This is a genomic window from Bradyrhizobium sp. USDA 4502, from assembly GCF_054063355.1.
Window position 1 is genome coordinate 665,132 of sequence record NZ_JBSSGF010000001.1, and the last position, 24,851, is coordinate 689,982.

The following is a 24,851-nucleotide window of genomic DNA, read 5'->3' on the forward strand; positions in this document are numbered from 1 at the left end:
CCCAATTGTCGAGGATCGTACAATCTGACGCAGCGTGCGGTTCAAGCCTCTTAGTGGGCGCCAGCTAAAGATGTTCTGGATGATCTACACCGACGCTACGAGAGAGCGTCTCGGTTGGAAGATGGCAGGTCGTATCACTGAACGAGGGATTTGCGTGAGGCCGGGACGGCGTGAGTGTCAGCGCATAACCAGGGATGCTGCTGTCGATTGTGCCGTGGCCGTGCGCCTCGGTCTTACGTAATTGTACGGAGTTCTAGCGTCGCATTTCCTTGATCTGCGGATTGCATGCTGACCACCATGAATCCGAAAAGCAAACTCTACGAACCCGATCACTGGCGGGGCCGAGCTGAAGCAACGCGAAAGAAAGCGGAAGCACTCGCTTACGGAAGACCCAGAGATAGGCTTCTTAAGATCGCGATGGAATACGACAAGCTCGCTCGGCGGGCCCAAGACTGGCAAGCGCGCCGAACCGCCGACGATAGTTGGCCCGACTAAGAGTTGTGAGGACTCACTTCGCTTCGACGACCGGTCCCGCCGATCGGCTCGCAATTCATTATGAGGGCGATGATGCTCAGCGCCGGGCAATGCCGGTTGCTGGCTTGTATGCAGTATGCGCAGATCTGCACAGCGTGGGTCGGGATCCCGGGGGGAGACGAGGTGGCTGTGTGGGATCTGCTAATCGCGACACAGTGGACACCGATCGCCCGATTCTTGTTGCCATTCGTGTGCGTGGGTTCGCAGAGCACTTGTCCGCCCGCAGTTGTGGATCTGGTCGGTAATAGCCGACGTCACTCCAGGCAGGATACTGATGGACTCGTGGCAGGATGTTGATGGGCTCATCGGTTTCGCCGATCCCGATATGTCATCCTCTTGCGTCCGCTATTACGTTTGCGTCGGAAAGGCCCGACGGGGTGCGAGGTAGTTGCGCTAAGTGTCGCCCTGGAGCTTGCCTAAAAACGGAGTTCAACTGTCAAACTGAGGGCGCGTCTGTTCCATCCCCCGCACTGATTGGATCAGTGCGGGCCCAAAAAGGCTTCGAGAAGCGCATGTGCGCCACCTCGTTCATCGTGACTGTCGCCAGTGCATCGCGTCCGTTCGCTCAAAGGAGCGCTGTAGTGATCCAGTAGATACCGGCCCAGAGCAGCGCATTTAAGAGCAGCCCGACCAGCGGCCACAGGTTCCACCGCCTTTGCGCTTGCAAAGAGCCGAAATCAGCGACGTATTGCCTCGTCATGGGTTGCTTTGGTGTGCGCCAATGCATCATTCACCACACGACGCGCTGGCACGCGAAGAATCGCGTTTCTTTAGAAGTCTCGTGTCATTCATGAGTTCGCGGTGTTCTTTCAAGGATCGAGAATCGAGAAGCTGTTTGCCGCGTGACAGGCATCCGGCTTGGTTATTTGGATCGCGCTTCGTCAGCTCAGGCGGGGCGTTACGAATCAAGACCTACGTCGCGTTGTGAATTGGCCCTGGATACAACGCGTCTTGTTGATTTGGTGTCTCGTCACCAGAGCAATCAGTATGCCATGACCGGAGAGGTGTTGCGCCCTCTTTTGACACAGAAAAAATGATGTCCGTCGGCTCCGGTGCAATGGATTATCTGCCTGTAGTAGAGTTTGCGACATCGATGCCTGAAATCAAACATTAGCCGGTAGAGTGAATGCGCCACCAGCGCTATACTGGCGACAGTGCGTTAGGATTTGCATCTCTTGATAGTCTGAAGGAGCGGCGATGGTCGACGTTGAGAGTCGATGAGATGGACTAGTCATCTTCCCTGACGGCTACCTTACGAAGAAGCGCTCGAAAGAACTTGATGGTATTAGCCCCAATATTTCCGGTGGCCGGTCGTCCTTACTCTAATGCGAGCTCGGCCGATTTAGCGCTCATACGGCTCGAGCATCGTCACATAGATGACGCATTGGCACTGTTTCACACGCGGCGAGAAGCGGGTGCTGCGATCTATCGGGTACAACATGGCAGTACGGCGCCGAGGCGCAGCCCTGGAATTGTCACGCGTTGGCCACGTGGTTTGCGAGCCGTAATGAGATGAACAAGCAAGCATCAGAGGCGATCATAAAGAGCTGCCAGGATGACAATCGATTCATCGGCCACGAGTTGATGGGCCGCTATCGGACCGCTTCATATGTTCGAGCAGATCGTCCGATGATCCGAACGGGCAGCCAATGAACGATTGTTTTTGAGGAGTCAGAGGCCCAAAGGCAGATGTGCTGTTGCTAAGGCAGGCTCTGTTCGGCGGTGGGCGCGCGTGAGGCGGCTCGACTTCGTGACGGAGTTGTTCGGCGGGCTCGCCCATCGGGTTGCGATGAGCTTGGAAATCCATCTGTAGGCTGTGTCGCATGGAGCGGAGCGTGCAGGGCCCGTATTCAGCGTCCGTGAGAGCATTCATCTGGTTCTCATCCGAAAACCGATAGTAGGGGAGCAAGTAATGATGAACATCTGCGGCTTTCTCAGCAGATGGTTCGCTGAAAAGTGGTTCTGGAATGCTGCGCTGCGGACTGAGCTGGCGCCAGTTCATCAGCTTCCGGACAATGTCATCTATGTGGACTTCAAGGCGAACCGGGAAGCAAAGGAGGGGGCGTGCGAGCGCAGATTATAGAGAAGCTGGAGGCCGGCCGGGTAAAATACGGCCGGTTCGCCAGTGTGCCCGGATCGGGCCCTCATGGCCTGTTTCTTGTGCAGGGGCCTTGCGGGTGTGAGCTCAAAATCAGTGGATTAGTTCGTCCTAGCTGGGAGCACGTCGCTGTCTCGACGCCGCGGCGTTGTCCAAACTGGGAGGAGATGTGCTTCGTAAAGGACCTATTTTGGAACGAAGAAGAATGCGTGATGCAATTGCATCCGCCGCATTCGCAATATGTCAATAACTTATTGTCTGCATCTGTGGAAACCAATCCATCGGGACATCCCGATGCCGCCAGCAAGCTTTGTGGGCATCGTCGGGTTAGAGCCATCCGAAGCGGCAATATTGTTCTCACGAATGAGCGCAACGGCATGACGAGGACAACGATTTCCTGAAGAAAAGATCCGAGCCGGTGCCGCTGGGTTGGTTCTGCATCGCCGGAAGGCAGGGGGCCGCGGACATGTCGGGGCTTTCCGCCAGTCGCAAGTGCGGAAGTCTTGCCTCTGATATCCGCACACCACGCGGGAGTGCTCTATAAAGTGGACGCAAGAGATGTTTCATGTGCTGGAGCAGCCCGTGCCATTGCGGGCGGGATGATGATTGTTTTCAGCGGGGGCAACCACTCCGGCCAGAACTGCGTGCTTGTCGGCCGCTGCCCTGCGTCTGAAATCGGAAGCGGCGGTTGAAGCGTGGGCTCGCCGAATAATCGGGCTCGAGTGCGACGCTCTTCCAAAGCTTATCAGTTCGTCAGCTCGTCGACAGCTTGCAGCAATATCATTCGTAGGCAGGGCGTGAGCTCCCCGCACTCGCTTTAGACTAAACGTACGCTGAAGAGACAGGCGAACCATCATGTATAATCGAGTTGGTGGCCAATCGATACGCTCTGATCAGGCCGACGAATCAAATCAGTCCGCTGACACTGGTAGCTTTGCGCAAGCGCTTACCGAGTGCGTGCAACGAGAGAGCTTGCCGCCTGAGGAGTTGTCTGACCGAATGGGACTCTGCTGCAGCAGGCCTCATACCTCAGACGCAAACGTTTACAGCCCGGGCTCCTCGAGCCCCAGCACGTCCTCTCTGTCCTCAGATTCCAATCCGTCCTCTCCGGGGAGGCCGATTCGTCACCTGTTTCAATACAGGACGGCTGAATTGCCCGGGGCCAATGTCAACGGCATCTGCGTCGGTTTGGCAGCGGAGTGGGCTCCGCAATCAGCACAGCAGCCCTGCATCCCGAATGGGCGCGCTGCGCCCGGGCGCTGAAAACCATGCCTCGGCGGCGGTGCGGCAGCGGCGGTATGAAGATATCAAGACTGAGTTGCGAAACGACAGGGCGGGAGGTTCTCACAACCTTCAGGCAAAAAGCACAATGCTGCGCGAAGCGGGTTTGGAGCCAGCTGACGAACAGACGCGATATAGGTTTGGCTCATCTTCGCGTATTGCCCAGATAGTGAACGAAGTCACCGCCGACCCGTCGATTTATTTACTCGGCTTACGGTTCGCCGCAGGTGGCGCACACACTATGGCAACGTCCACGTCGAATGGAATGACGACGCTCTTTGATCCCAATTATGGTGAGTTTACCGTTCGGTCGGACCAAATGGGTGAGCTGTTCAAAAGCCTCGCCGACCGCTACAGCAACCTGAATGGACATGATATATCGACGGTCGTCACACAAAGGATGACCTGAGCATCGGGCTTTCAATCGGCCGTTCCGACCGTGCCCGTGTCCTTCCCGGTTTTCGCGGAACCGAGCCGAATCGAGAGCGGCCGCGCCCCGTTGAAGTGGGGGGGCGCACTGATAGCTGCGTCCTCCTTTAGCATGCGACAATTTGCTGTAATGGAGCTCATGGCGGCCGCGAAGATGAAGGCACGTTGATATAGCGGCCGCCCGACATCGATAGGTAGCCCATCCAGCCGTTTGCTTCGCCGCGAGATATCGGACGTCGGATAACTCGTGCATTCCTTGGACTACTAATGTTCCTGGCTGCTATGCTGACACTCCGGCACGTTTGGGATGAACTGTCAGGCACCACGGCCTCTGGTGTGAAAGCGTGTTCGGCTTCGAGAAATCACAAACGGCCTGGACTTCGTTTCGGGAAGCGCGCATCTGCGGCGTCACCTTTGCCGTGATCCACAATTGCAGCGTGCGTTTGGCTTGCCCCCTCGTCAGCTTTTCGAAAGCCAAGCCTCTTAGCATAGGCTCTCGTCTCTCGATTGATGCGGCCTATGACTGAACTGGTGGCAGTAAAAGCCGGGCGGATCTGCAAGAGATTATGTTCTCAAAACAGAAGGAGAGCTGTATGGATTTTAACCAGATCGACGGCGGTGGATCCCCAGGGTCTCCAGCCACGGCTCTCAATCCGCTCCCGGCCGAATGGTCGAGAGACCGGGCCACTTGGGTCTCCTGCCTGACACCGACGATGCCGGCCAGGGTGACAGTTCGAGGGCGAGGCACAAAATCGTGGCCGCCAAAACCGATGTCACCAAGCCGACTATCAGCGGCGAGTCCGCTGTGAATGGCGCCCGGAACCTAGGCCGGACGATCCTGACCGACCGAATCCACCGATTGACGCCGTCGAAGCCCTGACACGCTCGTCTGCTGAAACAACTTATGGCGCGGACACGGTTGATGCCCGTTCGTCGAAGACCACCAGCCGGTGATGGCCAGCCTAATGGCGTCGCGCATGCGCAAGTCAAACCGCCTATGACCACTCTCATCCGGCTTAACCAATCCAACGAAACTACTCCGATGAATCCCGAGTCGGCTGTACGCTAATCAGATTTCCGTCAGGTCCAGGGCATATCTTCGGCGCTAGAGCGCACAATCGTACAAAGCTGACTCGCACGTCAGGTTAGTGGCGAGTGACGTCCTGTCAACGCGGCCAAGGGGCTCCGCTCTGAAGCAAAAGTCGTTGGGGCCGACGCCGCAGGCCTCTATGCCACCGTCGGAATCGGCGCATTCTAGCTCGCATGGGAGATTGATTTTGACGAGAGCCGACTGGAGAGCGAAGGAAGCCCGCGGATCAGAGATGGACTGGTCCAGCCCTGAAGCAGATCTTGGCGGCGGAAACGATCGCTCGAAGTTCAGTTCTGTCTTACAGGGCTTGCGCTCTGAAAATCAGGACCTGACTGCGGGCTCGGCCCGAACGCCGACTTCGGCCAGCGATGCCCGACGCCGCACGTCAACCGATCCTTCCGTGAATACGCATGTCGACGAGCCAGCTTTGCGGTATTTGGCGCATCGCGGCGCGCCAAATTGGGAAGAAAGTGCGTCGCGTTCCGGTGCCGAGAGCCGCCGTGCCGAACAGCCCGGGAGTTCACGAGGTGCCTCTTCCTCGCACGGGCAATCTATATCGGACCTGGAGGCAGCGCCAAAGCGGCGGCGCCTGGATTATGTCGCCCCGCAGGGCAGGCAAGCCGCGATTTCAGAACAGCAATGTAACGCCGCTCTGGACGCCATTTATTTCGCTCGCGACATTGCCCAATTCTCACGTGCAGTGGTGGAAAACGACAAGCGGCTGCAGCGGGCGGACAAGAAGATCCATGCGGCCTTTATGCAAAAGGCTGCCGCCCAGTTCAGAAGCCAATTTGTTACCCACTTCGAGGACGATATCCGCCGCAGGGAATCCTTCGGCCACGCCACGGCATGCAACGCTGTGACTCGCGAGGCTGGCGGTCAGGAAGGCCTTGAAGCTTGCAAGGCGGTGGCATCTCGGGTGTCGCAGCTTTCCAATACATTAATGCGCGAACTCAAGCCCGCTGCTCTTGCGCTGTTCGCGACATCATTCGGTCGGCAACAGCAGTCGAAGACATGCCGCAATGGAGTCATCAGAATCGCTGAGTTTTGTCGCGATGAACCCAAGGTACTTGCCGGGGCGAGTGACCAAAATCTCTCGCTGTTGGTGAACGGTTTCAGCAAGTGGACGCAGGAGGCGGGCACTCGTGAGGGCACGGAAGCTATCGCTCGCGTGGTCCGTCGTGCCGGCCGCAACAGCGAGCTCTCTGATTTTGAGCAGAAACATTTGGCGATGCTTGTGAACGGGTTCAGCAGATGGCCGGACGCGCCAGACTGTCGCGACGGCACGTTTGCGATCGCGTCTGAGGTTCTTCGCCGCCGTGAGTTCACTTTGTCCGGCTTTGAGCCGCAGACACTGGCGATTCTGGTAAGCGGCTTTAGCAAGTGGCCGGACGAGGCGGACCCGCGCGAGGCCACATTGGCGATCGCGAGTGAGGTGCTCCGCCGCGACCGCCGTGCTCGGCTCTCGGAATTCAATCACCAGAATCTGGCTAACCTGGTGAACGGCTTCAGCAAATGGCCGGACGCGCGGGACTGTCGTGACGCTACGCTTGCAATCGCGGGCGAGGTCCGGCGCCGCGGCGCCCGGCATTTTGAGAGCCAACACTTGGCGATGCTTGTGAACGGCTTCAGCAAATGGCCGGACGCGCGTGACTGTCGTGACGCTACGCTTGCGATCGCGGGCGAGGTCCTGTGCCGCGGCGCCCGGCATTTTGAGAGCCAGCACTTGGCGATGCTTGTGAACGGCTTCAGCAAATGGCCGGACGCGCGTGACTGTCGTGACGCTACGCTTGCGATCGCGGGTGAGGTCCTTCGCCGCGACCGTTATGCCTCGCTCTCTAAACTCACTCACCAGCAAGTGGCCAACCTGGTGAACGGCTTTAGCAAGTGGCCGGACGAGGCGGATACGCGCGACGCCACGTTTGCGATCGCGGGCGAGGTCCTTCGCCGCGACCGCCATGTCCGGCTCTCTGAATTCACCTACCAGGAACTGGCTAACCTGGTGAACGGGCTCAGCAAGTGGGCGGATGCGCCGGACTGTCGCGGCGCCACGGTTGCGATCGCGGGTGAGGTCCTTCGCCGCAGCGCCCGGCTCTCTCAGTTTATTCCGCAGGAGCTGGGGAACCTGGTGAATGGCTTCGGCAAGTGGCCGGACGCGCCGGAATGTCGCGCGGCGACGTTTGCGATCGCGGGTGAGCTGCTTCGCCGTGCCGAACTCTCCCATTTTTCCCACCAGCACCTCGCTAATCTGGTAAACGGTTTCAGCAAGTGGCCGGACGCGCGGGACTGCCGCGAGGCCGCGTCTGCGATCGCACATGAGGTCCTTCGCCGCGGCACCCAGCTCTCTCATTTTACTCCGCAGGAGCTTGCGAACCTGGTGAACGGCTTCAGCAAGTGGCCTGACGCGCCGGACTGTGGCGACGCTACGGTTGCGATCGGGGGTGAGGTCGTTCACCGCGGCGCGCGCGGTGAGTTCGCACTCTCTGGTTTCAATCATCGGGACTTTGCGCACCTGGTGAACGGCTTCAGCAAATGGCCGGATGCGTCGGCCTGCCGCGGCGCCACGTTTGCGATCGCGGGTGAGATCCTTCGTCGCGGTGCCCGGCATTTTAGCGACCAGCACTTGGCGATGCTTGTGAACGGCTTCAGCAAATGGCCGGACGCGCCGGACTGTCCCGAGGCCACGTTTGCGATCGCGCGTGAGGTCCTTCGCGCCGAACTCTTCGATTTTGCCCCGCAGGCACTGGCAAACCTAGTGAACGGGTTCAGCAAGTGGCCGGACGCGCCGGACTGTCGCGGCGCGACCTGCGCGATCGCGCATGAGGTCCTTCGCCGCGCCGAACTCTCTGATTTTACCCCCCAGGGATTGACGAACCTGGTGAACGGCTTCAGCAAGTGGCCGGAGGCGCCGGACTGTCGCAAGGCTGCGTTTGCCATTGCGGGTGAGGTCCTCCGCCGCGGCGCGCGCGATGAGTTTGCACTCTCCGATTTCAATCGTCAGAACTTTGCGAACCTGGTGAACGGCTTCAGCAAATGGCCGGAGAGTGAGGATTGTCTCAAAGCAACAATGGCAATCGCCCAGGAAACCCGTCAGCATCAGCTCTCCAATTTCTCTCCGCAGGCAGTGGCGAACCTTCTGAACGGCTTCAGCAAGTGGCCTGGGGAGCCGATATGCTGTCAGTCCACCATGGACATCGCGCGCGAATTGGGAGCTGGAGCGCAGCGATTTAGTGTGTTCACCACGCCTGAGCTGGCGATGCTCGCCAACGCTCTGTCCCGAACGATCATGAGGGCGGAGGAGAGTGGGGAGATTACGGATGCTGCTCTGCCGAAGGATCGGTTACACAAGCTCGCCCACTACCTGCACTATGATAATGATCGCCTGTTGAAGGCTGAGGTTCTGAGCATCACGAACATTTTCAAGGCGCTGGGTAAGGTTGGCCTATTCGATGATCTCGGTTTGCTCGCGCCGACAGGCTTGAGTCGGCTCTCTGAATTGCGTTCAGCTCCTGGTTTTTCCGCCGAGAACAACCTTGAAACTATGGGTAATCTGAGTGCTGCTCTGCTGCCGCTCGCGCGCAGCCCAGAGAAGCCACTGCGCTGGCACCGCAGGCAGGCCCTCAACGTGCTCAACGACCTTCAGCCCGTGCTCGAGCAAAAGATCAAGGCGCATCTGAACGCGGGCGATGCGGAGCGGAGCCGTGGGCCCCTTGCGAGCCGGAGCCCCGCTTTATCGATCTATCAGACGCTCAAGGCCCGTGCGGCGCTGGAGAGATTGTTCAGGTCACCCTATGTCGAGGGCAACGGGGCAAATTTACGGGCCAGGCAGAAAGAGCTGCAGCGCGGCACGAGAGAGATCCTGGCAAGCGCTCGCGACCTGATTCAAGACGATCTGTCCAGCATGAGCTGGAATCTGATTGCGCAGATCGAGGCGGATAGTCCAGTGGATGCGCTGGACTTATTCATGGAGCAGGATGCGGCGGCGATCCAGGCGCAACGTCCTCCGTCGGTGTTCGACGTGCACCAGGTATTGCGAGCCATGGACCACGCTCCGAGGTCTCCGCAAGGTGAGGCGGGACTGATGCAGTTGCCGGTCGTGGACATGCATGGGCGGCCGTTGGCCACGGAGCCGGAGACGCGGTACTCGATTTTCCATCGCCTGACTTCGGGGGCCCTGCCCGTCGTCGCGGTACAATTGCCGGCACCCCCGAGCGCCTTCATGCTGGCGCGTACGGTAAATGTAAACGGTATTCCATACCGGATTGACTTGTTCGGCGGCAGCAAGTTAAAGCCGCCACGATTAACTGTGTCTCAAATTGCGACCCGCGCCCCAGACGAGCAAGCAAAGCTTTCGGGGGGAAAGCTGCTGGCGATTCCCTATGCCGAAACCGGGCCGGGTACAGCATTCGAGCAGCTGTCGCGCGCGTGGGCCCCTTTCAAAGAGGCCTATTATTATACTCAGCGCAGAGGCTTTGCGGCGCCGCCGGCGATCAAAGGTCTATCACCCCACGACTCCGCGCTGGAAGGCGCCTTCAAACTGGCGCTGCTGCCTGACCGCCCTGCCAACGAGGAGCATCCCTTCCAGCTGAGGGGGGCGGCCGGACCCATTGCATTGCGACCGCACGACGGCTGCGGCTTCATCCGGGCCTCGCTGGCCAAGCTTATGCCAGCTGTTTGCCGCGCCAGCGAGCAGGAAGGTCCTGACCGCGTGCAGGCCTTTGCCGAGGGAAGGAGAGCATCCCTGCCAGCATCGGCCTTGCAACATTATCCGCGCAGCGAGCAAGTAGCGGATGAGGCCCGGCGGAAGGCGATGAGCTGGCTTGAGAGTCGGGTAAAGCAAGAGCTGACGTCGGAGGAGCTGTTTCGCGTCGTAACAGCCGCGAATATCAATGGTCCGGGCGCCGTCGCCGTCCCATCCGCTGATGGCTGTCTGCATGTGCCGAGGCTCAAGAGCGAAACATTGACCGGTGGTGGCGTGCTGATCGGGCGATCGCCCTACGACAAGCCCAACCTCCGCCCGTTCGCCCCCGATCGCGTCAGGTCAGCTGCGGACGGGGACCCGACTGCGGCGTTTCTCGATCAGTGCGTGACCATACAATACAGCTTCAACGTCGCCCAGAAGTCGGGGGAGAAGCTGGCAGTCGATGATCCGACTTTCTTCGCCAAGGGGCTTCTGATCGTGGTGCCGGATGAAATGTGGCCGGCCGACTTCGCCGACCGTGGCTTGGTGATGTCCGCCGAGGACGTCAAGTGCCATTCGAGCTGGATCAAGGGCAAGGACCGCGTAACGGCGGACAGCGCGCTCGATTGTATCGGGATCCTGCAGGCCACTGAGATCTTCGCTCCGGGGTCCCTGGTTGCCATCCCGCCTGATGAACAGAAAAAACTCGACGGCGACTTCGATGGCGATACGGCCATTATCATTGCCGACCGGCCGCAGCTTTACGAGCATGTCAGGCAATTCGACCAAGAGGAGCAAGCTAGCGGCCTCCGCTCGCTCAAGCCGCCAAAATCCCATACCCCGGCGATTGAGGACGGTCGCTATAATTTCGGTCGCGCCAGCCAGATTCTCGCCGCCACGCGGAACGTTCTGGAAACCTATACCGGCCTGCAGCGAGGCTTTCTGGCTCAATCAGATGAAGCCCGGCAGTGGTTTGCCGAACGTGCCATATTCGGCATGTACGAAGGCATTGACCGAGAGCTCAAGCGAGACATTCGCGGCCTGCTGGAGCAGGAACAGGTTAGTGCTCACGACGTCCGGGACAAGCTCGAGAAGGCGCGGCACGACATTGAGCTGGCACACCATCCCGTCGCGCGCGAGACGGCCGAGTTGCTTCTCACCGAACTCGAGGCGTGGGCGGCTGGTCTCGACCAGCAAGTCCCGCCCGAACTCCTGCCCGAAACAGCCGCTACTGCGAGTGAGAGACAGCTCGCAATGAGCCAAGAGCTTTGCGAGCTGTTTCCGCCGCTTGCCGAGACCTATCCGGCAACGGCTCACCCACGGGACCGCGTCCAGCTTCTGGTCGATCGTTACCCTACGCGCATCGAGCCCCGACCGGATGGTTACATGCCGCACGACCTCGTGCAAAGTGCAAAAAACCTGCTGAGCATCGGCATCAAAGTCGGAACTGACGCCTACAAATCCGACACTGGCGCTTACGCCTTTATGATCAAGAGCAGGCAGCTTCAGCGCCTGTTGCAAGAGACACCCGGGTTGAAGTCGGCTCCATACACCAAGAGCTTGGCGGCTACCCTCAACCAAGGTCGTTTCGATGTCGATGCGGCCTTGGAGGATCTCAAGGACAATCCGACGCTGGCGGCTTCGATCATGCAAGCCTCGATCAAGCTCGCTGCCGAGCGGGGGATTCTGCGCGAATCCTCGGATCTAACGCTTGCTACCGAAGATGTCGCAACCACAATCACGTTGACTCGCGAGGAGGCGGCACAGCGCGCCCAAATGGAGGTTTCCCGCGCTCAAGCCGAAGAGAAGGACATCACGCGGACGGCAAAGGCGGTTGCCGAAGCCCTTAAGGGGGCCGGCATCGAGGTGAAGATGCCCCATTTGGCTAAGCGTCTTAGATCGCCAAGCTCAATGACAGACGAGCTCACCGGAATCCAGGCCAGCTCTGAGGCCGGCGTCCAGCTTTTCAACAACGCTGTACGCCACGTCTTCGAATTCTCTGACAGGGATTTTACACGTGCCTTCAAGAAAGCCATTCTAGCGTTCGAGGAGAGCGGGTATAGCGAGGTCAGCACGACTAACTGGTTCAGGACGCGATCGCGGACCTTCGCTGGCATCAAGACAGTGTTCGGCACGCCTGGCGGTTACCGTTTTGAGCTCGAGTTTCACACGGCAGACAGCTACAAGGCCAAGCTCGACAATCATGAGACGTACAAGGAGCTGCAGAAGCTCAGACGGCTGCAGCGAGGGAGCGAAGAGCCCCCGGATGAGTCTATAGCCGAGCAGCTCCTGGAGCGCGTGCGAGGGGCGTGCAACAGGGTTGTCATCCCCGAGGGTGCCGCAGAGATCCCCCATTGGGAAGCCGAAGCCGGCAATCGCGTTAGCGCTCGCCCTGCTCGTGTGTCGAACGTGACCCGGCCGACACGCGCAGCGAGGTCGGCACGCGCTACAGAGATTGTTGGCGCCCTCGACAACCGCCCGATCGTGCTCGTTGGCATGATGGGGGCCGGGAAATCCACTGTGGGACCTGCACTCGCAAAGCAGCTGGGGCTGACGTTCGTCGACTCCGATAAAGAGATCGAGGCGAAGACTGGCAAGTCCATAACCAGGATTTTCGCGGAGGACGGCGAGGCGCATTTCAGGGATCTCGAGGCGAATGAGATCTGCCGTCTGCTCGATCGGGGGCCGCTGGTGCTCGCAACCGGTGGCGGAGCCTTCATGTCCGAAGAAGTCCGCCGTCGTGTCGGCGAGAAGGCGGTCTCGATCTGGCTTAATACCAACGAGGACGTGATCAGGCGCAACCTGCGACACGACACCAACCGTCCGAAAATACAAACCGCAGACCGGGACGAGATGATCACAAAGCTGATGGAGCAGCGCAATCCTGTGTATAAGCTCGCCAATCTCACGATTGCCCCACAGGACCGGCGCGAACTCAAGAGCGCGGATGCTTGTCTTAGCGAGCTGCACGGCTATCTTTGCGCCGGTGGCGGGCTAGACGCCGGGCAATCTGGCTCGGTTATGGAGGAGATGCCATGATCCACGTCACTATAGACTGCTACGGCTCCCGTCAGACAATCCATCGCAGTGCTGGATCTCGATTTCCGTCGACACCGCACGACTTGTGATGTCAAACGTTTCAAATCGGGGTTTGTACCCGGGAGCCCTGGCCGATGCCGGCTTCGTTGACGGCGCCACGGATTTGCCAGCTGACGATATCGCGGCCGACTACGCTCTGCTGCACGAGCAGTTGCGAGGCATGATCAGTTTCTTGCTGCGCAGACGCGGCTGGTTGAGCCCAAGCAAAGTCATCTGCTGGCAGCGAAATGACCTTCAGGAAACCTCAATGGGGATTGTCCACGACCAGAAGGGGATGTCCCGGGTTCTGTTGAATTTCTGAAGAGGTCGGCGTTGACCACCTTGAGCCGGTAGGCTCGGGGTGCTGATTCCACAAAGGAGAGCAACGCCATGACGAGAGATATCACACCGGCTGGTTGGCCGGCGATCGGGGCTGTGGACGACGCGTTTGCGGAAGTGCGAGCGAGCTTCGATCGGTTCTGCCTTGCGGCAGGGATCGAGGCGCTCGGCACGATGATGGAGGCGGATGTCACGGCGGCCTGCGGGCCGCCACGGTCGCGACGCGGCGCGGCGGGCGCACCGTTGGGGCCGAACGCGGGGACGAATCGGTTTCCACGGCGGCAAGATCGAGGTCGAGCGTCCGCGGGTCCGGGGCGTGGACGGCCGCGAGGTCACGATCCCGAGCTGGGAAACGGCGGCGCAGGAGGATTGGCTCGGTCGCTGGGCGATGAACCTGATGCTGATCAATGTGTCGACGCGCCGGTTCGGCCGCGCTGTCCGGCTGCCCGAGGGTGACGTGCCGGCACCGCCCGGATCGGGGGTTTCGAAGTCGGCGGCCTCGCGGAGGTTCGTAGCGCTGTCGGCGGCGCGGCTGGCCGACTTCATGGCTACCGATCTGTCCGCGCTCGACCTTCTGGTGGTCCAAATCGACGGGCTGCATCTCGGCGACGATCTCGTGCTGGTCGCCGCGATCGGGGTTGACGGCGAAGGCAACAAGCATCCGCTGGCTCTGGTGGAAGGGGCGACCGAGAATGCCGCAACGGTTCAGGCCCTGCTGGACAACCTGGTCTCGCGCGGGCTCGCCCCGACGGTGCCAAGACTGTTCATCGCCGACGGCGCGAAAGCGTTGTCGAAGGCGATCCGCCGCACCTTCGGTTCGGCCGCTGCGATCCAGCGCTGCCAGATCCACAAGGCGCGCAACATCATGGAACGCCTGCCGAAACAGCATCATGCGGCCACCCGTCGGGTGCTGCGCCAGGCCTGGGAGCTCGATGACGCCGACAAGGCTGAAAAATTGATCCGCAATCTCGCGCGTCGACTCGACCAGCAATGGCCCGGCGTCGCGGCCAGCATCCTCGAAGGCCTCGACGAAATCCTGACTGTCGTCCGGTTGAAGCTGCCGAAGGAACTTCGTCGATCGCTCGCCTGTACCAACATCGCCGAGAACATGATGGGCACCATTCGCCGCGTCACGCGCAACGTCAAACGCTGGCGGGATGCCGGTATGGCCTTGCGATGGGTCGCGGCCGGCATGATCGAGGCCAACAAGGGCTTTCGACGATTGAAGGCGCATAAGCAATTGTCGGTTCTGCGTGCGGCCCTTCAAGCTCACTACGATCGCATGACGATCAAGCCCGTTGCCCACGTCACGAGGGCCGCGTAACATTCATTCCGGCAGCGTCGGCCCGACGTAGTTCAACACCGATCGGGACATCCCCCGACCAGAATGGCAACGACACAGCCAGCTTTTGTTTCTGTCATTGAATGACGACGGTCTAGGTGACAATGCCCATTGGTCTCCACTCCTGCTGGATCGCCACGCGCATGAACGGGTGGTTGCTCATGACTACGATTCCGCCGGATCACGCAACAGCACCGTTGCGGAACAGCTCGCAGAGACTGCGCGCCGGCTGCAGCCAGCTCGCTTGACCCAGCAGCAGAACGGCTCCGATTGTGCGTATTTGTGGTGGATGCTACGCGGATCCTGGTTGGACATCCGCACAATGAGAGTGGCCCGGGCCCGTGCCGCTGCATCTCGACCACCTCGTCGCCAATCGGCCGGCACCGCAGCACCGATTAATGATTGGGTCGAACGGCTCTGGGATGTCCCGGAAATGAGCTGCTGGATCGGATTACGGCAAAGGCATCCACTTTCTTCGTGCGGAGGACAGCAACGCTAGCCCATCATCGGTGTTGGGTTTCGACGCGGCCGTCAGAAGGCCCAGCCCGCCTTTTTGGGGCCTCGCGAAGGATTTCGTGGAGCGGTTCGTCGTCTTCCACTACCAGAACGAACGGTAAATCCGACACGAGCCGCGCTTCAAAATCGGGGAACCTCCATGTCCCCGCGCCTTAATCAATGGCTGAGGAATTGTTCAAAATGCCAAAGCTGTCCCGCTGAGCCCTACCGAGGGTGGCCACCACACGCTCGCGATCAAGCTCGATAAGTGGTTCAACTACACGACAACGGACTTTCCCTCTTGCTTGAGGCCGGCGGCCGCTGTCCTCCGGAAGATGTCGGCGGTGCGCCGGGCTAAAGCGAATACCTCGATGCCATCAGCGACCCAACCGCGCGACGTGCTCAAAATAGACGTCGAGCGCCAATCAAATGGGCCTCAGGGCTACGCTCACATCCGGAACACAAACAAATGCGCCTATGGGCCCCGAGCAGTTCGATCCCAACGTCGTCGACCGGAGGGCACTCGAGGCCGCCGTCAACGCATTGTCGGAAATATGGAAGCCGCGTCTGCGATTCATGACGAATGTCGGAAAGCTGACGTACTCAGGCCCTGAGAAAGCGCGCAGAACAGCGACTTCAGTTGGCGCGCCGCTTGCTTCATTCACAGCGTCAGCAGGAGATTACCTATGTTGCTAGCTGTGGTGGAGCGATACGTCGAGTATCCAGCGAAAGAGCGTCGTCTGCACTGAAATCTCGAACAGAACGATGCAGGTCTTCGCCGTCTGAAGCGCAGTTCGAAATACGCAGCCCGATCGCGTCCACGAGCCCGCAAGCCGCGTGCGCCTTGGTGTTTCCAGAGGCAATGTCGGGGCACTTGATTGGACGCTCCAGATATCTGTTCATAGAAGTCACTCGTGCGGATATGAGAAGAAGCCCGACGATCTCACGGATAAACGTAGCGAATGCGCGTCCCGTCGATGTGTACGTATCTCCCGTCAACTTGACAGCCAATGGCAGAGCACATCTGGGCCATGCCGCGGGGCCGTATCTCAGAATGGATATTGTGCAGAAGCACCTCAAGAGAGCGGGCCATCATGTCCGTTCGGGACTGACGACCGACGGTTTCGAGAATCATGTCCTTGTTCGAGCGGCCCGTGAGAACGTCGATCCGTCCGACTTAGCCCACGCTTTCCATACGAAAATCGTCGAGGATCTCGCCTCGGTAGGTATCGTTTTCGATCATTTCGATGATCCGGCGTATGGCAGGAATCTGCGGCGCTTTTCGAAAGTCGGCAACGCGCTCATGGGCGCCTTATCTGCAGCGGGCTCGCTACATTTCTCCGCGGTCCACTTACCAATGGACGATGCGGGTTCTGCCGCCACACCACGAGAAGAGCGGTTCTGCATCGGAGGCTGGTTCGGTGCCACCTGTCCGGTTTGCCTGGCCGCAGCAGGTAGCTTCTTCTGCGAACGGTGTGGACATCATTTCGAGCCCGAGGAAGCGTTGAATCCGTTATCGAGGCGCGGGCGGATTGTCGAGTGGCCGGAGAATATTTCCGCGTTCCTTTCAATTCCGGAAAAGGACCTGCTTCTACGAGCTTGGGACGATACTGCCATCGAAGCCGGCTTTCTGGAGATAGGACATCGATATGTCGCGCGCAAAGGACAGCAAATGCGGCTGACCGTGCCGGGACTCCACGGGTTGGCCTGGAAGTCGCGGCATTTCGACACCCAGCAGATATTGTTTAGCTACTCCTCGTTACTCTACGCTCACTCTCTCTATTGCGGGCAAAAGGACACGGAGGACGCGGGCAAGCCAAGTCCTTTTGCGCGCGAGTCCGATGCGTTCCTCATCGGCGGTACCGGTATCGATAACACCATTCCGATGCTTGTCGGAGTTACTGGATGCGCGTTAGGCCAGAACTCGTTTCGCTCGTTCGATCGAATTTTCTTTAATCACTTCCTTCGGCTGAACGGATCGAAGTTCTCGACCAGTCGCGGGCACGTGATCTGGGCAGGTGACATCGCTAGAATTCCGAATATATCCGTCGATGTACTTAGAGTGTACTTGTCCGAAATCTGCCCGGAAGAAGCTGAAACCGATTTGGTGCCAGAACAGCTGGTCCATCGTTACAATGCAGTTCTCGATAGGATATCAGCGGCCATCGACCGCTGCACGGAATCCATAAACGCGATGCCGGCTCTCGCTGGATGTCACGTCGATGGCGCGATGATGGCCACGCTGGATGGGCTCTACGAAAAACAGTGCGCCGCGCTTTCGCTCGATCATCTACGCGTATCACAAGCGTCGAGGCCGGTTATCGATTGGGTCGATCATCTTGATGGCGCGCCGGACCATCAGTGCGCCTACACTTGGCTTATGGGATTCAGCATACTGGCTTGGCCGCTGATGCCCAAGATAGCAGGAGCCTTGTGGCGCTGGCTCGGTCATGGCGCACATCCCGTCGCTGCACGCGCATCGACGCCTTCATTCCAACGATGCGGGACCGCACCGCAGATCGGTGGGCGCAGGCTGGAGGTTGCGGATATTGAACGATGCCTTCCGGGGAAGATTGCAGCATGACACGCGCCGCAAACATTGCTCCTGCGGACAAACTGCCCAGTGCAGTCCCGTTGCAAGTTTCCATCCCATTCATGCTTGGCAGTATCAGCCTGGCCACATCCTATGGCTCAAGCTTCTTCCTCGTGGATGCCCTGAGGTCCATTGGGCAGAGCGCCACGACCGCTGGCGCCGTCATATCGACCGGTACGATCGCGACAATACTGTGTTCGCTCCTCGTCGGCCGGATCGCGGATTCAGTGGGCTTGACGCGAACTATCAGCGCGGCCGCGGTGATGATGACGATCGCGATGGCATGTTTCGCGTCCGCGTCAACTTCGACGCGTTTCGCTTACGCAGGCGGATTTTTTCTCGGCGTTGGGTGGTCTGGCTTTTATATGCTGGCGCCGCTTGAAGTCCTGAGGCACGTGCGGTCTGAGGCTCGGATCAAGTATCTTACCCTGCTTTCAGGGTCTCAAATGCTGGGTATCGGACTTGCTGCTCCTCTCGCGCGCGCCGTCGCGGAGACTGCAGGATCCTATATTGCAGTTTATGCCCTGTTCGCCGCCGCATGTCTTGTCGCCGCGACCGTTTTCGAGCTTGCAGGCAGGAGGGGCGCCCACGCTTCTCAACCGAGGATGCCGAATGTAGGTCTCACCCTGCAAGGCGTGATGGAGATCTTCAGATCGAGCACGCGCTATCCGATCATCATGATCGGCGTGGGGGGGTGCGTTTTCGCCGGTCTTTTCACGTTCCAAACGCTTTACGCCGCGTCGCGGGCGCAATCTGCCGACACGTTCTTTCTTGTCTTCACGCTGACAGCCGTCTTCATGCGATTTGCGGTGGCACCGATTATTGGAAAAGTCCGCATTGAACGCGCGGTCGCGGTGCTCTTCATGTGCACCATTGGCGGGACTGTTGATCCTTTTCGTCAATGTAGACAGTACAGCGATCTACATCATCGGAACAATGGTGTTCGCGCTGGGATACGGTCTAAGCTATTCGACGCTGAACAGCATGGCCGTCGATCTTGCCGACCGGGATGGGACCCCCCTGGCCATTGCGTCTCAGGTATTCACGCTCTCCTACTTCGTCGGCTTATTCGGATTTCCGAGCATCGCGGCACAAATCGTGAAGGCCAGCAGCTTCGATCATCTTCTGATGAGCATGATGATGCTTGTCGTCGCCAATGCCGTAATTCTTACGACACAGGTGTTCTCGGCCGGCCGGGCGCACTGACCAGCTTCTTGCGGAGAATCACGGGATGTCCAAGCAAAGCCATAACCATGACGTAGTCGCGATCGGCGCGGGTCCGGCTAATCTGAGCTTGGCAGCGCTCGCAACTCCAATTCCGGAAGTTTCCTTGAACATCCTCGAGAGTTCGGAGACGCTCAGGTGGCATCCCGGCCTGCTCATAGGAGGCTCGGTCATGCAAACCAGCCCGCTGAAAGACCTGGTCACGCCGGCGGATCCAACGAGCGCATACAGCTTCCTCGCCTATTTGCATGATAAAAGGCGTCTTTATCAAGCTATCGTGCGGGGACTGGCGTCTGTCAGCCGCAGTGAATTTGAAGACTATTTGCGCTGGGCGGCGGCGAAGCTGCCGAACATTCGATTTGGCGTGCACGTTACCGCAGTCGAATTGCGCGGCGAGCTCTTCAATATCACAACGGGTTGCCGCAATTACCAAACCAGTACGATTGTGGTTGGTGTTGGCAGGGTACCGTCTGTCCCCGAGTGGGGCCGTAATGCACCGCCAAATGAGGTGTTTCACGGTAGTGCCCTTCTCCTGCAGCGGCGTGAGCTTTCCGGCAAGCGCGTTGTGGTCGTAGGCGGCGGCCAAAGCGGGGCCGAAATATTTCTTCACCTGCTTGGTGGTGCGTGCGGTCCGTTGGGAACTCTGACCTGGGTGACATGCCGCGCAAACATATTCGCCCTCGAAGACAGTCCTTTCGTCAATGAATGGTTCTTTCCGCAACATGGTGATTGGTTCTTTGACAAGAGTGCGGCGGCCCGAAAGGAAAGTCTTGAGCGACAGATATTGGCCAGCGACGGCGTCAATGGCTCGACGCTGCGCGCTATCTACAATGCACTGTACGATCGCGAAGTTCATAAGCGGTCCTATCCAGAGCATGTAGAAATACGCGTGGCCACGACGGCTGAGGACTTGCTCGGCGTCTCTCCTTTTCGCTTGCGCTTGCGCCACCAGGAGACGGGCGCTTGTTCACAGCTTGTCGCAGACATTGTCGTCCTAGCGACAGGCTATCGCACCGAAATCCCTTCGTTTCTAAAGCCGATCGCAGGTCGGCTCACGGTCTTAGATGCCCCAGGTGGCTCCCAAGAGATCATGGTCGACAAGCAGTTCTCGGCGCGCTTTGACGGTCCCGGAAAGTGTCGTTTGTACGTCCAGAACGGCGCACGCTTTCAGCATGGCATCGCCGATACAAATCTGAGCCTGGTTCCTTGGCGTGCTTCGCTGATCCTCAATTCGATCATCGGCCGCGTAGCTTACGACTGCGGCCCTGCAACCGGTGCCGTCAGGTGGGATGGCGTTGATCCCGAGGCCTCCTGCTGACCGGCGAACAGGTCTGCGCCACGTCAGGACCGGCCGATAGTCGTTCGGAGTATACGATGAAGAATGCACAGTTGATGATCCTGGGTGAAATGACGGTCTATAGTCCCGGCGTAGTCTTGCAGCCCGTCCGAGATTCCGAGACCGCTTGTCCCGTCGAACTCATCGAATTCCGACTGGATCCGTTCGCGGTGTCGGCGCCTCATTCCCATCCGTCCTGCGAGATCTGGCGCATCACGAGCGGCCATGGGCGGGTGATAACGGATGACGGAGAGTTGGCTATCAAGGCCGGCGATATGGTATTTTTGCAGCCAGATCGAACCCACTATCTTGAAAATCGTGGTGGCGAAGTTCTGAGCGCTTTGTCCATCGCCTGGGAGCGGGCCCGATGACCGACAGCATTCATGACCTGGCGGTCATTGGAGCCGGGGTCATGGGCCTGAGTGCCGCCTTCATTGCAGCGCGTAGTAATCCTCGGGACAGAATCGTCATCTTCGAACGAGAGACCGTAGGGGCAGGTGCCAGCGGGTTTGCTCCAGGAATCCAGATTAACATCGGCCGTAATGAAAAGGAAAGAAGCCTGTTCAATCGCGGTTCGAAGATTTGGCGAGAGCTCTATCCCGATGGGCGGTGGCCCGATGGTCGCAACTGTGACGTGTTCTGGTTGACGCGTCATCCAGGAGAACTCGCTCAGATGAATTGCGTGGGCGATACCATCCCATCAGCATCCTTCGCGCTCACAGAGAGGCTTTCCTCGCTGCCGCGGTTTTTGGTTCCCGACGATATGGCCGTGATGCTGGATCGGGGGTCTTACTGCCCGGTCCGTTCCATTCTTCAGGATCTGGCCCAAAGGCTCAAAGCCGGGGGAATTTCGATATGCGAGGGCACATCTATCGAACGGATACGGCAGGGACCAAACCGTATCCTTCTTCAGGCCTCCGATGATACCGAATGCTCGGCAAGGCGAGCCATTCTGGCAATCGGTCCATGGCTTCAAGGATCACCGTTGCGCGCGCATCTCGCGGACGAGCCGCGATTACGAGTAAAAAAGGTCGTTGCGCTTCACTTGGCGGCGCGTCCTACCGCGAACTGTCCAATGATCGGCCTGTTCGATGATTACGCGTTCCTCATTCCCATGATCGAGGAGGGGTATTGGCTGTTCAGCTTCACATCGCAAGAATGGGATGTGAGGCCTGACGCCGGCGGGCTGCAGGTCAGTTCGGACGATCTGGCGCGAGCCACCGCAATCCTGGCAAAATGGTTTTCCCCTGACATGCCTGCGGTGACATCAGCGCGTGTGTTTTGCGATTGCTATTCAGACGATGGTGTCCCGTTCTCTCGTCCGGCTCAAGATGTCGCCGGACTGTATGTCATTGGCGGCGGATCAGGTAACGGGTTTCGCTTCGGACCGGCGTGTGCGGAAGACGCAATAGGATCCCTGTATTCTCACCATCGATAGTTTCCCGGCGTGCCGTGATGAGAAGACAAATGCCAGATACGAATGGTATGGAAGCCGATCCCCAGCATGATCTTGCAGCTGCTGGCCGCGAGACGTCGAGATCGACCATGATCGTCGATCTCAGCGCCATTGAAGCCAATTATCGCAAGTGCCAGGCGCTTGCGCCTCGCAGCGCTTGCGGCGCCGTTGTCAAGGCCGATGCCTACGGTCTTGGCGCGGCACGGATCGCGCCCTTCCTGGCTTCGCTCGGCTGCGCGCACTTTTTCGTAGCCGATGTGGAGGAAGGCATTGCCCTGCGCGATGAGGTGCCATCGTTCGCAAAGATCTATATGCTCCATGGCGCTATGCCAGGCATGGAACTGGCGGCCGAGCAGCACAATTTGCTGCCAATTCTCAACAGCAGGGAGCAATTGGAGGCTTGGCTTCGGCATTGCCGGCTTCGGAATCGCGCGCTGCCAGCAGGAATTCATGTCGACACGGGCCTGTCTCGGTTGGGCTTTTCCATTGATGAGCTGGACACGATCGCCGGGAATGGAAGCGGGTTATCGGAAATGCCTGTCGTGCTGTTCATGAGCCAGCTCGCTTGTGCAGAGTGGCGAAACGAGGTCTGCCTCGAACAACTAAATCGGTTTCGTAGACTTGCCCATTTGTTCCCGAATGCGATTCTTTCTTTATCGAATTCGGCGGGACTGCTTGCCGGATATGAATTTCACTTTGATCTCATAAGAGCGGGCGGGGGAATATTCGGCTTCTCGACGTCCGATGATCCCGATTTCAAACCAAAGCAAGTTGTCCGTCTACGAACGAAAATCATCCAATCCCGTGTAGTCGAGCGCGGAGAAGCCATTGGCTATTTCAGGTCCTACACCGTGAAGACGCGGATGCGGATCGCGGCGGCCGCTATTGGTTATGCCGATGGATTTCCGCGTACGCTCGGCAATCGAGGGCATGTCTTCATATGTGGGAGTCGCGTCCCTATCGTCGGGTTCGTTTCGATGGATATTATTACCATTGATGTAACTGACCTGGACGAGAATTGGACACGGCCAGGTACGGTGGTGGACCTCATTTGCCCCGAGCAAACCGTGGGAGATATGGCGTCATCCGCGAAAATGCTGAGCGATGAATTGACCACAGGCATCGGACGGCGATGCCGCAGACTTTACGTCTCATCCGAACGAAATGATATGAGGCACCGGTGAACTCCTCCACTCGCCGATCCCAGCAAATCAATCGGGCGATTTATCTAGGCGATGAAGGCATACGTCTCATGCGTCCGACCTATTTCACCGCTGAGGTGCGTCGATTCCACCGCCGCGAGAGACTGTTCTATCTCGATCTCCTGGATGCGACCCGATACGAGTTGATCATAGAAGTAGGTTGTAGCGGCTATCGCCTTATCGGCATCAAAAGCGACGATAATGATTATCTTGGCATCGATATAAGTCCACCTCGTGTGCGCCGATTAAAGAGCAGGAGAGGAGCAGTGATCCGTTGTGAGGCCGGAAAGTTCTTCAAAAGAACACGGCTGGTCGATGAGATAATGCGCCGATATGAGGAAAGGGTGCTTTGCATACTGCCATTTAATTTTCTTGGTACGATGGATGCGCCGATCGACTTTCTGACGCTGGTCTGTAAAACGCCATTTGATCTAGCTTTGTCGCTCTTTTCGACGAGCGAGACGGCAACGTTGGCTCGCCGCGAATACTATGATCTTTGCGGCATTGCCGTTCGGGAGGTGGTGCGCACGGATGACTATGTTCGGTTAGATTGCTCGAACGGGTTCCAGGCATTCGCTTTCGATCCGGTCTTTCTCGTGAATCGCATATCGGCGTATGGCTTCCGCTTGAACGACATACAACATTTTGACGTCTGTAACTTCCTCCATTTCAAAAAGAGTCATCAGGAAATAGCTGGTCAAGATACCGAACACAGATGTTAGATCGTCGACGTCAGGCGGCACGCAAGCAACAAGGAATGCTACCGTCATTTGCCGGCCAGCCGTGCCAAACCGAGAGCTGAGGCTCGCGCCGATCGAGACGGTGTCCCAGCGCGGAGTTTTCTTTCAGCTTAGCTCCACTACTTACGATGAAGCTGAAATCGTGCCGCGCAGCCTTTGGCCTACCGAGAGCAAATGCCCTGTGCGCTTTCTCGAGACTGTGTCGTCCAAGTCACCAAAGAGTCCGAGCTTCGGCCTATGTTCAGCCGGAGTGAGGATTTCCATGTACGATGTCTACCTGAACGAACGGAACGACCTTCTCGTCGTTCCTCGAGGCCGTTGCATTCCGATCGATCTCAACAGGAACTGGCGGAAGAAACGTGTCGTACGCTCGGTCAGCGAGCAAATACGCGAAGATGTCCGGATCCATGGCTACCATCGGCGAAAGCTGCCGCTAAGTCGCGCGATGAAAACCCTAGCTGACACGCAAGCTTGATCTACATACAACGAGTGATTGTAAATGAATTGCAAACGGTCGTAAATTCGTGGCGTTTCATTTCCGGGCCGAGAGCACCAAACCTCCTTTCGCGAGCGATCGCCTTCCAATGATCCGCACGGGATGTCAGTGCTCACAACAAATCAGGTCCAGGTTTCATGATGCCATCATCGGTCCAATTGTGGGCCTATTTGGCTCCTTCCCGCCTTCGCAAAGAAGATGCGATTAATTAACAGCATGTTCGTCCAGACCGATGGTTACGCGAAAATCCTGCCCGGATTTTGAAAACGGAACCGGTGAGCAAACGAAAGGGCGGGATCATGATACCCTCCGAGTGGGGGCGTGACGCTTCTTCGCTGAGAGTCACGCGCGTTATTCCCGGAACCCAAATTCATTCTCGATGCGAGCGCAAGCCAGGGTAATTTTCATTTCGTATTTTTTCAGCCCTTGTACGGCCG

General features: G+C 58.5%; 11 protein-coding genes and 3 pseudogenes. All 14 read left to right on the plus strand.

Annotated features, from left to right (window positions below; translation table 11 throughout):
• Window positions 1-2,446: 2,446 nt before the first annotated feature.
• The 14 genes and pseudogenes from ACVW1B_RS03110 (at window position 2,447) to ACVW1B_RS03175 (ending at window position 23,900) form a co-directional block, all read left to right on the plus strand.
• Entirely contained in the window at window positions 2,447-2,617 is a 171-nt protein-coding gene (locus ACVW1B_RS03110) for a hypothetical protein (protein WP_253603399.1), read from the plus strand.
• Window positions 2,599-3,033, plus strand: coding sequence for a DUF7694 domain-containing protein (locus ACVW1B_RS03115; protein WP_456794396.1), 435 nt, complete (start codon window positions 2,599-2,601; stop codon window positions 3,031-3,033). The genes ACVW1B_RS03110 and ACVW1B_RS03115 overlap by 19 nt, the downstream gene beginning before the upstream one ends.
• Window positions 3,034-3,631: 598 nt before the next feature.
• A pseudogene (locus ACVW1B_RS03120) lies at window positions 3,632-4,322 on the plus strand (YopT-type cysteine protease domain-containing protein).
• 1,342 nt (window positions 4,323-5,664) lie between these two features.
• Window positions 5,665-13,152, plus strand: coding sequence for a shikimate kinase (locus tag ACVW1B_RS03125; RefSeq protein WP_253603392.1), 7,488 nt, complete (start codon window positions 5,665-5,667; stop codon window positions 13,150-13,152).
• Window positions 13,153-13,240: 88 nt separating this feature from the next.
• Window positions 13,241-13,513, plus strand: a complete 273-nt coding sequence (locus tag ACVW1B_RS03130; RefSeq protein ID WP_069279871.1) for a hypothetical protein — start codon at window positions 13,241-13,243, stop codon at window positions 13,511-13,513.
• 68 nt (window positions 13,514-13,581) lie between these two features.
• Window positions 13,582-14,854, plus strand: a pseudogene (locus tag ACVW1B_RS03135) (IS256 family transposase).
• 1,435 nt (window positions 14,855-16,289) lie between these two features.
• On the plus strand, window positions 16,290-17,951 hold the full coding sequence (locus ACVW1B_RS03140; RefSeq protein ID WP_256558788.1) for a class I tRNA ligase family protein: 1,662 nt from the start codon (window positions 16,290-16,292) through the stop codon (window positions 17,949-17,951).
• Window positions 17,952-18,022: 71 nt separating this feature from the next.
• Window positions 18,023-18,781 (plus strand): annotated as a pseudogene (locus tag ACVW1B_RS03145) (MFS transporter); the annotation flags it as partial.
• Between the two features lie 64 nt (window positions 18,782-18,845).
• Window positions 18,846-19,166, plus strand: a complete 321-nt coding sequence (locus ACVW1B_RS03150; protein WP_456823096.1) for a hypothetical protein — start codon at window positions 18,846-18,848, stop codon at window positions 19,164-19,166.
• A gap of 25 nt (window positions 19,167-19,191) precedes the next feature.
• A complete protein-coding gene (locus ACVW1B_RS03155; protein WP_069276065.1) occupies window positions 19,192-20,502 on the plus strand; it encodes a lysine N(6)-hydroxylase/L-ornithine N(5)-oxygenase family protein in 1,311 nt (436 codons plus the stop codon).
• A gap of 56 nt (window positions 20,503-20,558) precedes the next feature.
• Window positions 20,559-20,891 (plus strand): cupin domain-containing protein, encoded by a 333-nt coding sequence (locus tag ACVW1B_RS03160; RefSeq protein ID WP_069276064.1) that lies wholly within the window; start codon window positions 20,559-20,561, stop codon window positions 20,889-20,891.
• Entirely contained in the window at window positions 20,888-21,958 is a 1,071-nt protein-coding gene (locus ACVW1B_RS03165; RefSeq protein WP_253603388.1) for an NAD(P)/FAD-dependent oxidoreductase, read from the plus strand. Before ACVW1B_RS03160 ends, ACVW1B_RS03165 begins: the two co-directional genes overlap by 4 nt.
• 29 nt (window positions 21,959-21,987) lie before the next feature.
• Window positions 21,988-23,160 (plus strand): alanine racemase, encoded by a 1,173-nt coding sequence (gene alr / locus ACVW1B_RS03170; protein WP_253587743.1) that lies wholly within the window; start codon window positions 21,988-21,990, stop codon window positions 23,158-23,160.
• Entirely contained in the window at window positions 23,157-23,900 is a 744-nt protein-coding gene (locus ACVW1B_RS03175) for a hypothetical protein (protein ID WP_245311391.1), read from the plus strand. Before alr ends, ACVW1B_RS03175 begins: the two co-directional genes overlap by 4 nt.
• Window positions 23,901-24,851: the final 951 nt, after the last annotated feature.

What these genes read in the sequence shown, in the direction of transcription:
- ACVW1B_RS03110 (WP_253603399.1), top strand. Translation starts at nt 2,447, where the DNA reads ATGATGAACATCTGCGGCTTTCTCAGCAGATGGTTCGCTGAAAAGTGG.
- ACVW1B_RS03125 (WP_253603392.1), top strand. Translation starts at nt 5,665, where the DNA reads ATGGACTGGTCCAGCCCTGAAGCAGATCTTGGCGGCGGAAACGATCGC.
- ACVW1B_RS03130 (WP_069279871.1), top strand. Translation starts at nt 13,241, where the DNA reads ATGTCAAACGTTTCAAATCGGGGTTTGTACCCGGGAGCCCTGGCCGAT.
- ACVW1B_RS03140 (WP_256558788.1), top strand. Translation starts at nt 16,290, where the DNA reads ATGAGAAGAAGCCCGACGATCTCACGGATAAACGTAGCGAATGCGCGT.
- ACVW1B_RS03155 (WP_069276065.1), top strand. Translation starts at nt 19,192, where the DNA reads ATGTCCAAGCAAAGCCATAACCATGACGTAGTCGCGATCGGCGCGGGT.
- ACVW1B_RS03160 (WP_069276064.1), top strand. Translation starts at nt 20,559, where the DNA reads ATGAAGAATGCACAGTTGATGATCCTGGGTGAAATGACGGTCTATAGT.
- ACVW1B_RS03165 (WP_253603388.1), top strand. Translation starts at nt 20,888, where the DNA reads ATGACCGACAGCATTCATGACCTGGCGGTCATTGGAGCCGGGGTCATG.
- alr (WP_253587743.1), top strand. Translation starts at nt 21,988, where the DNA reads ATGCCAGATACGAATGGTATGGAAGCCGATCCCCAGCATGATCTTGCA.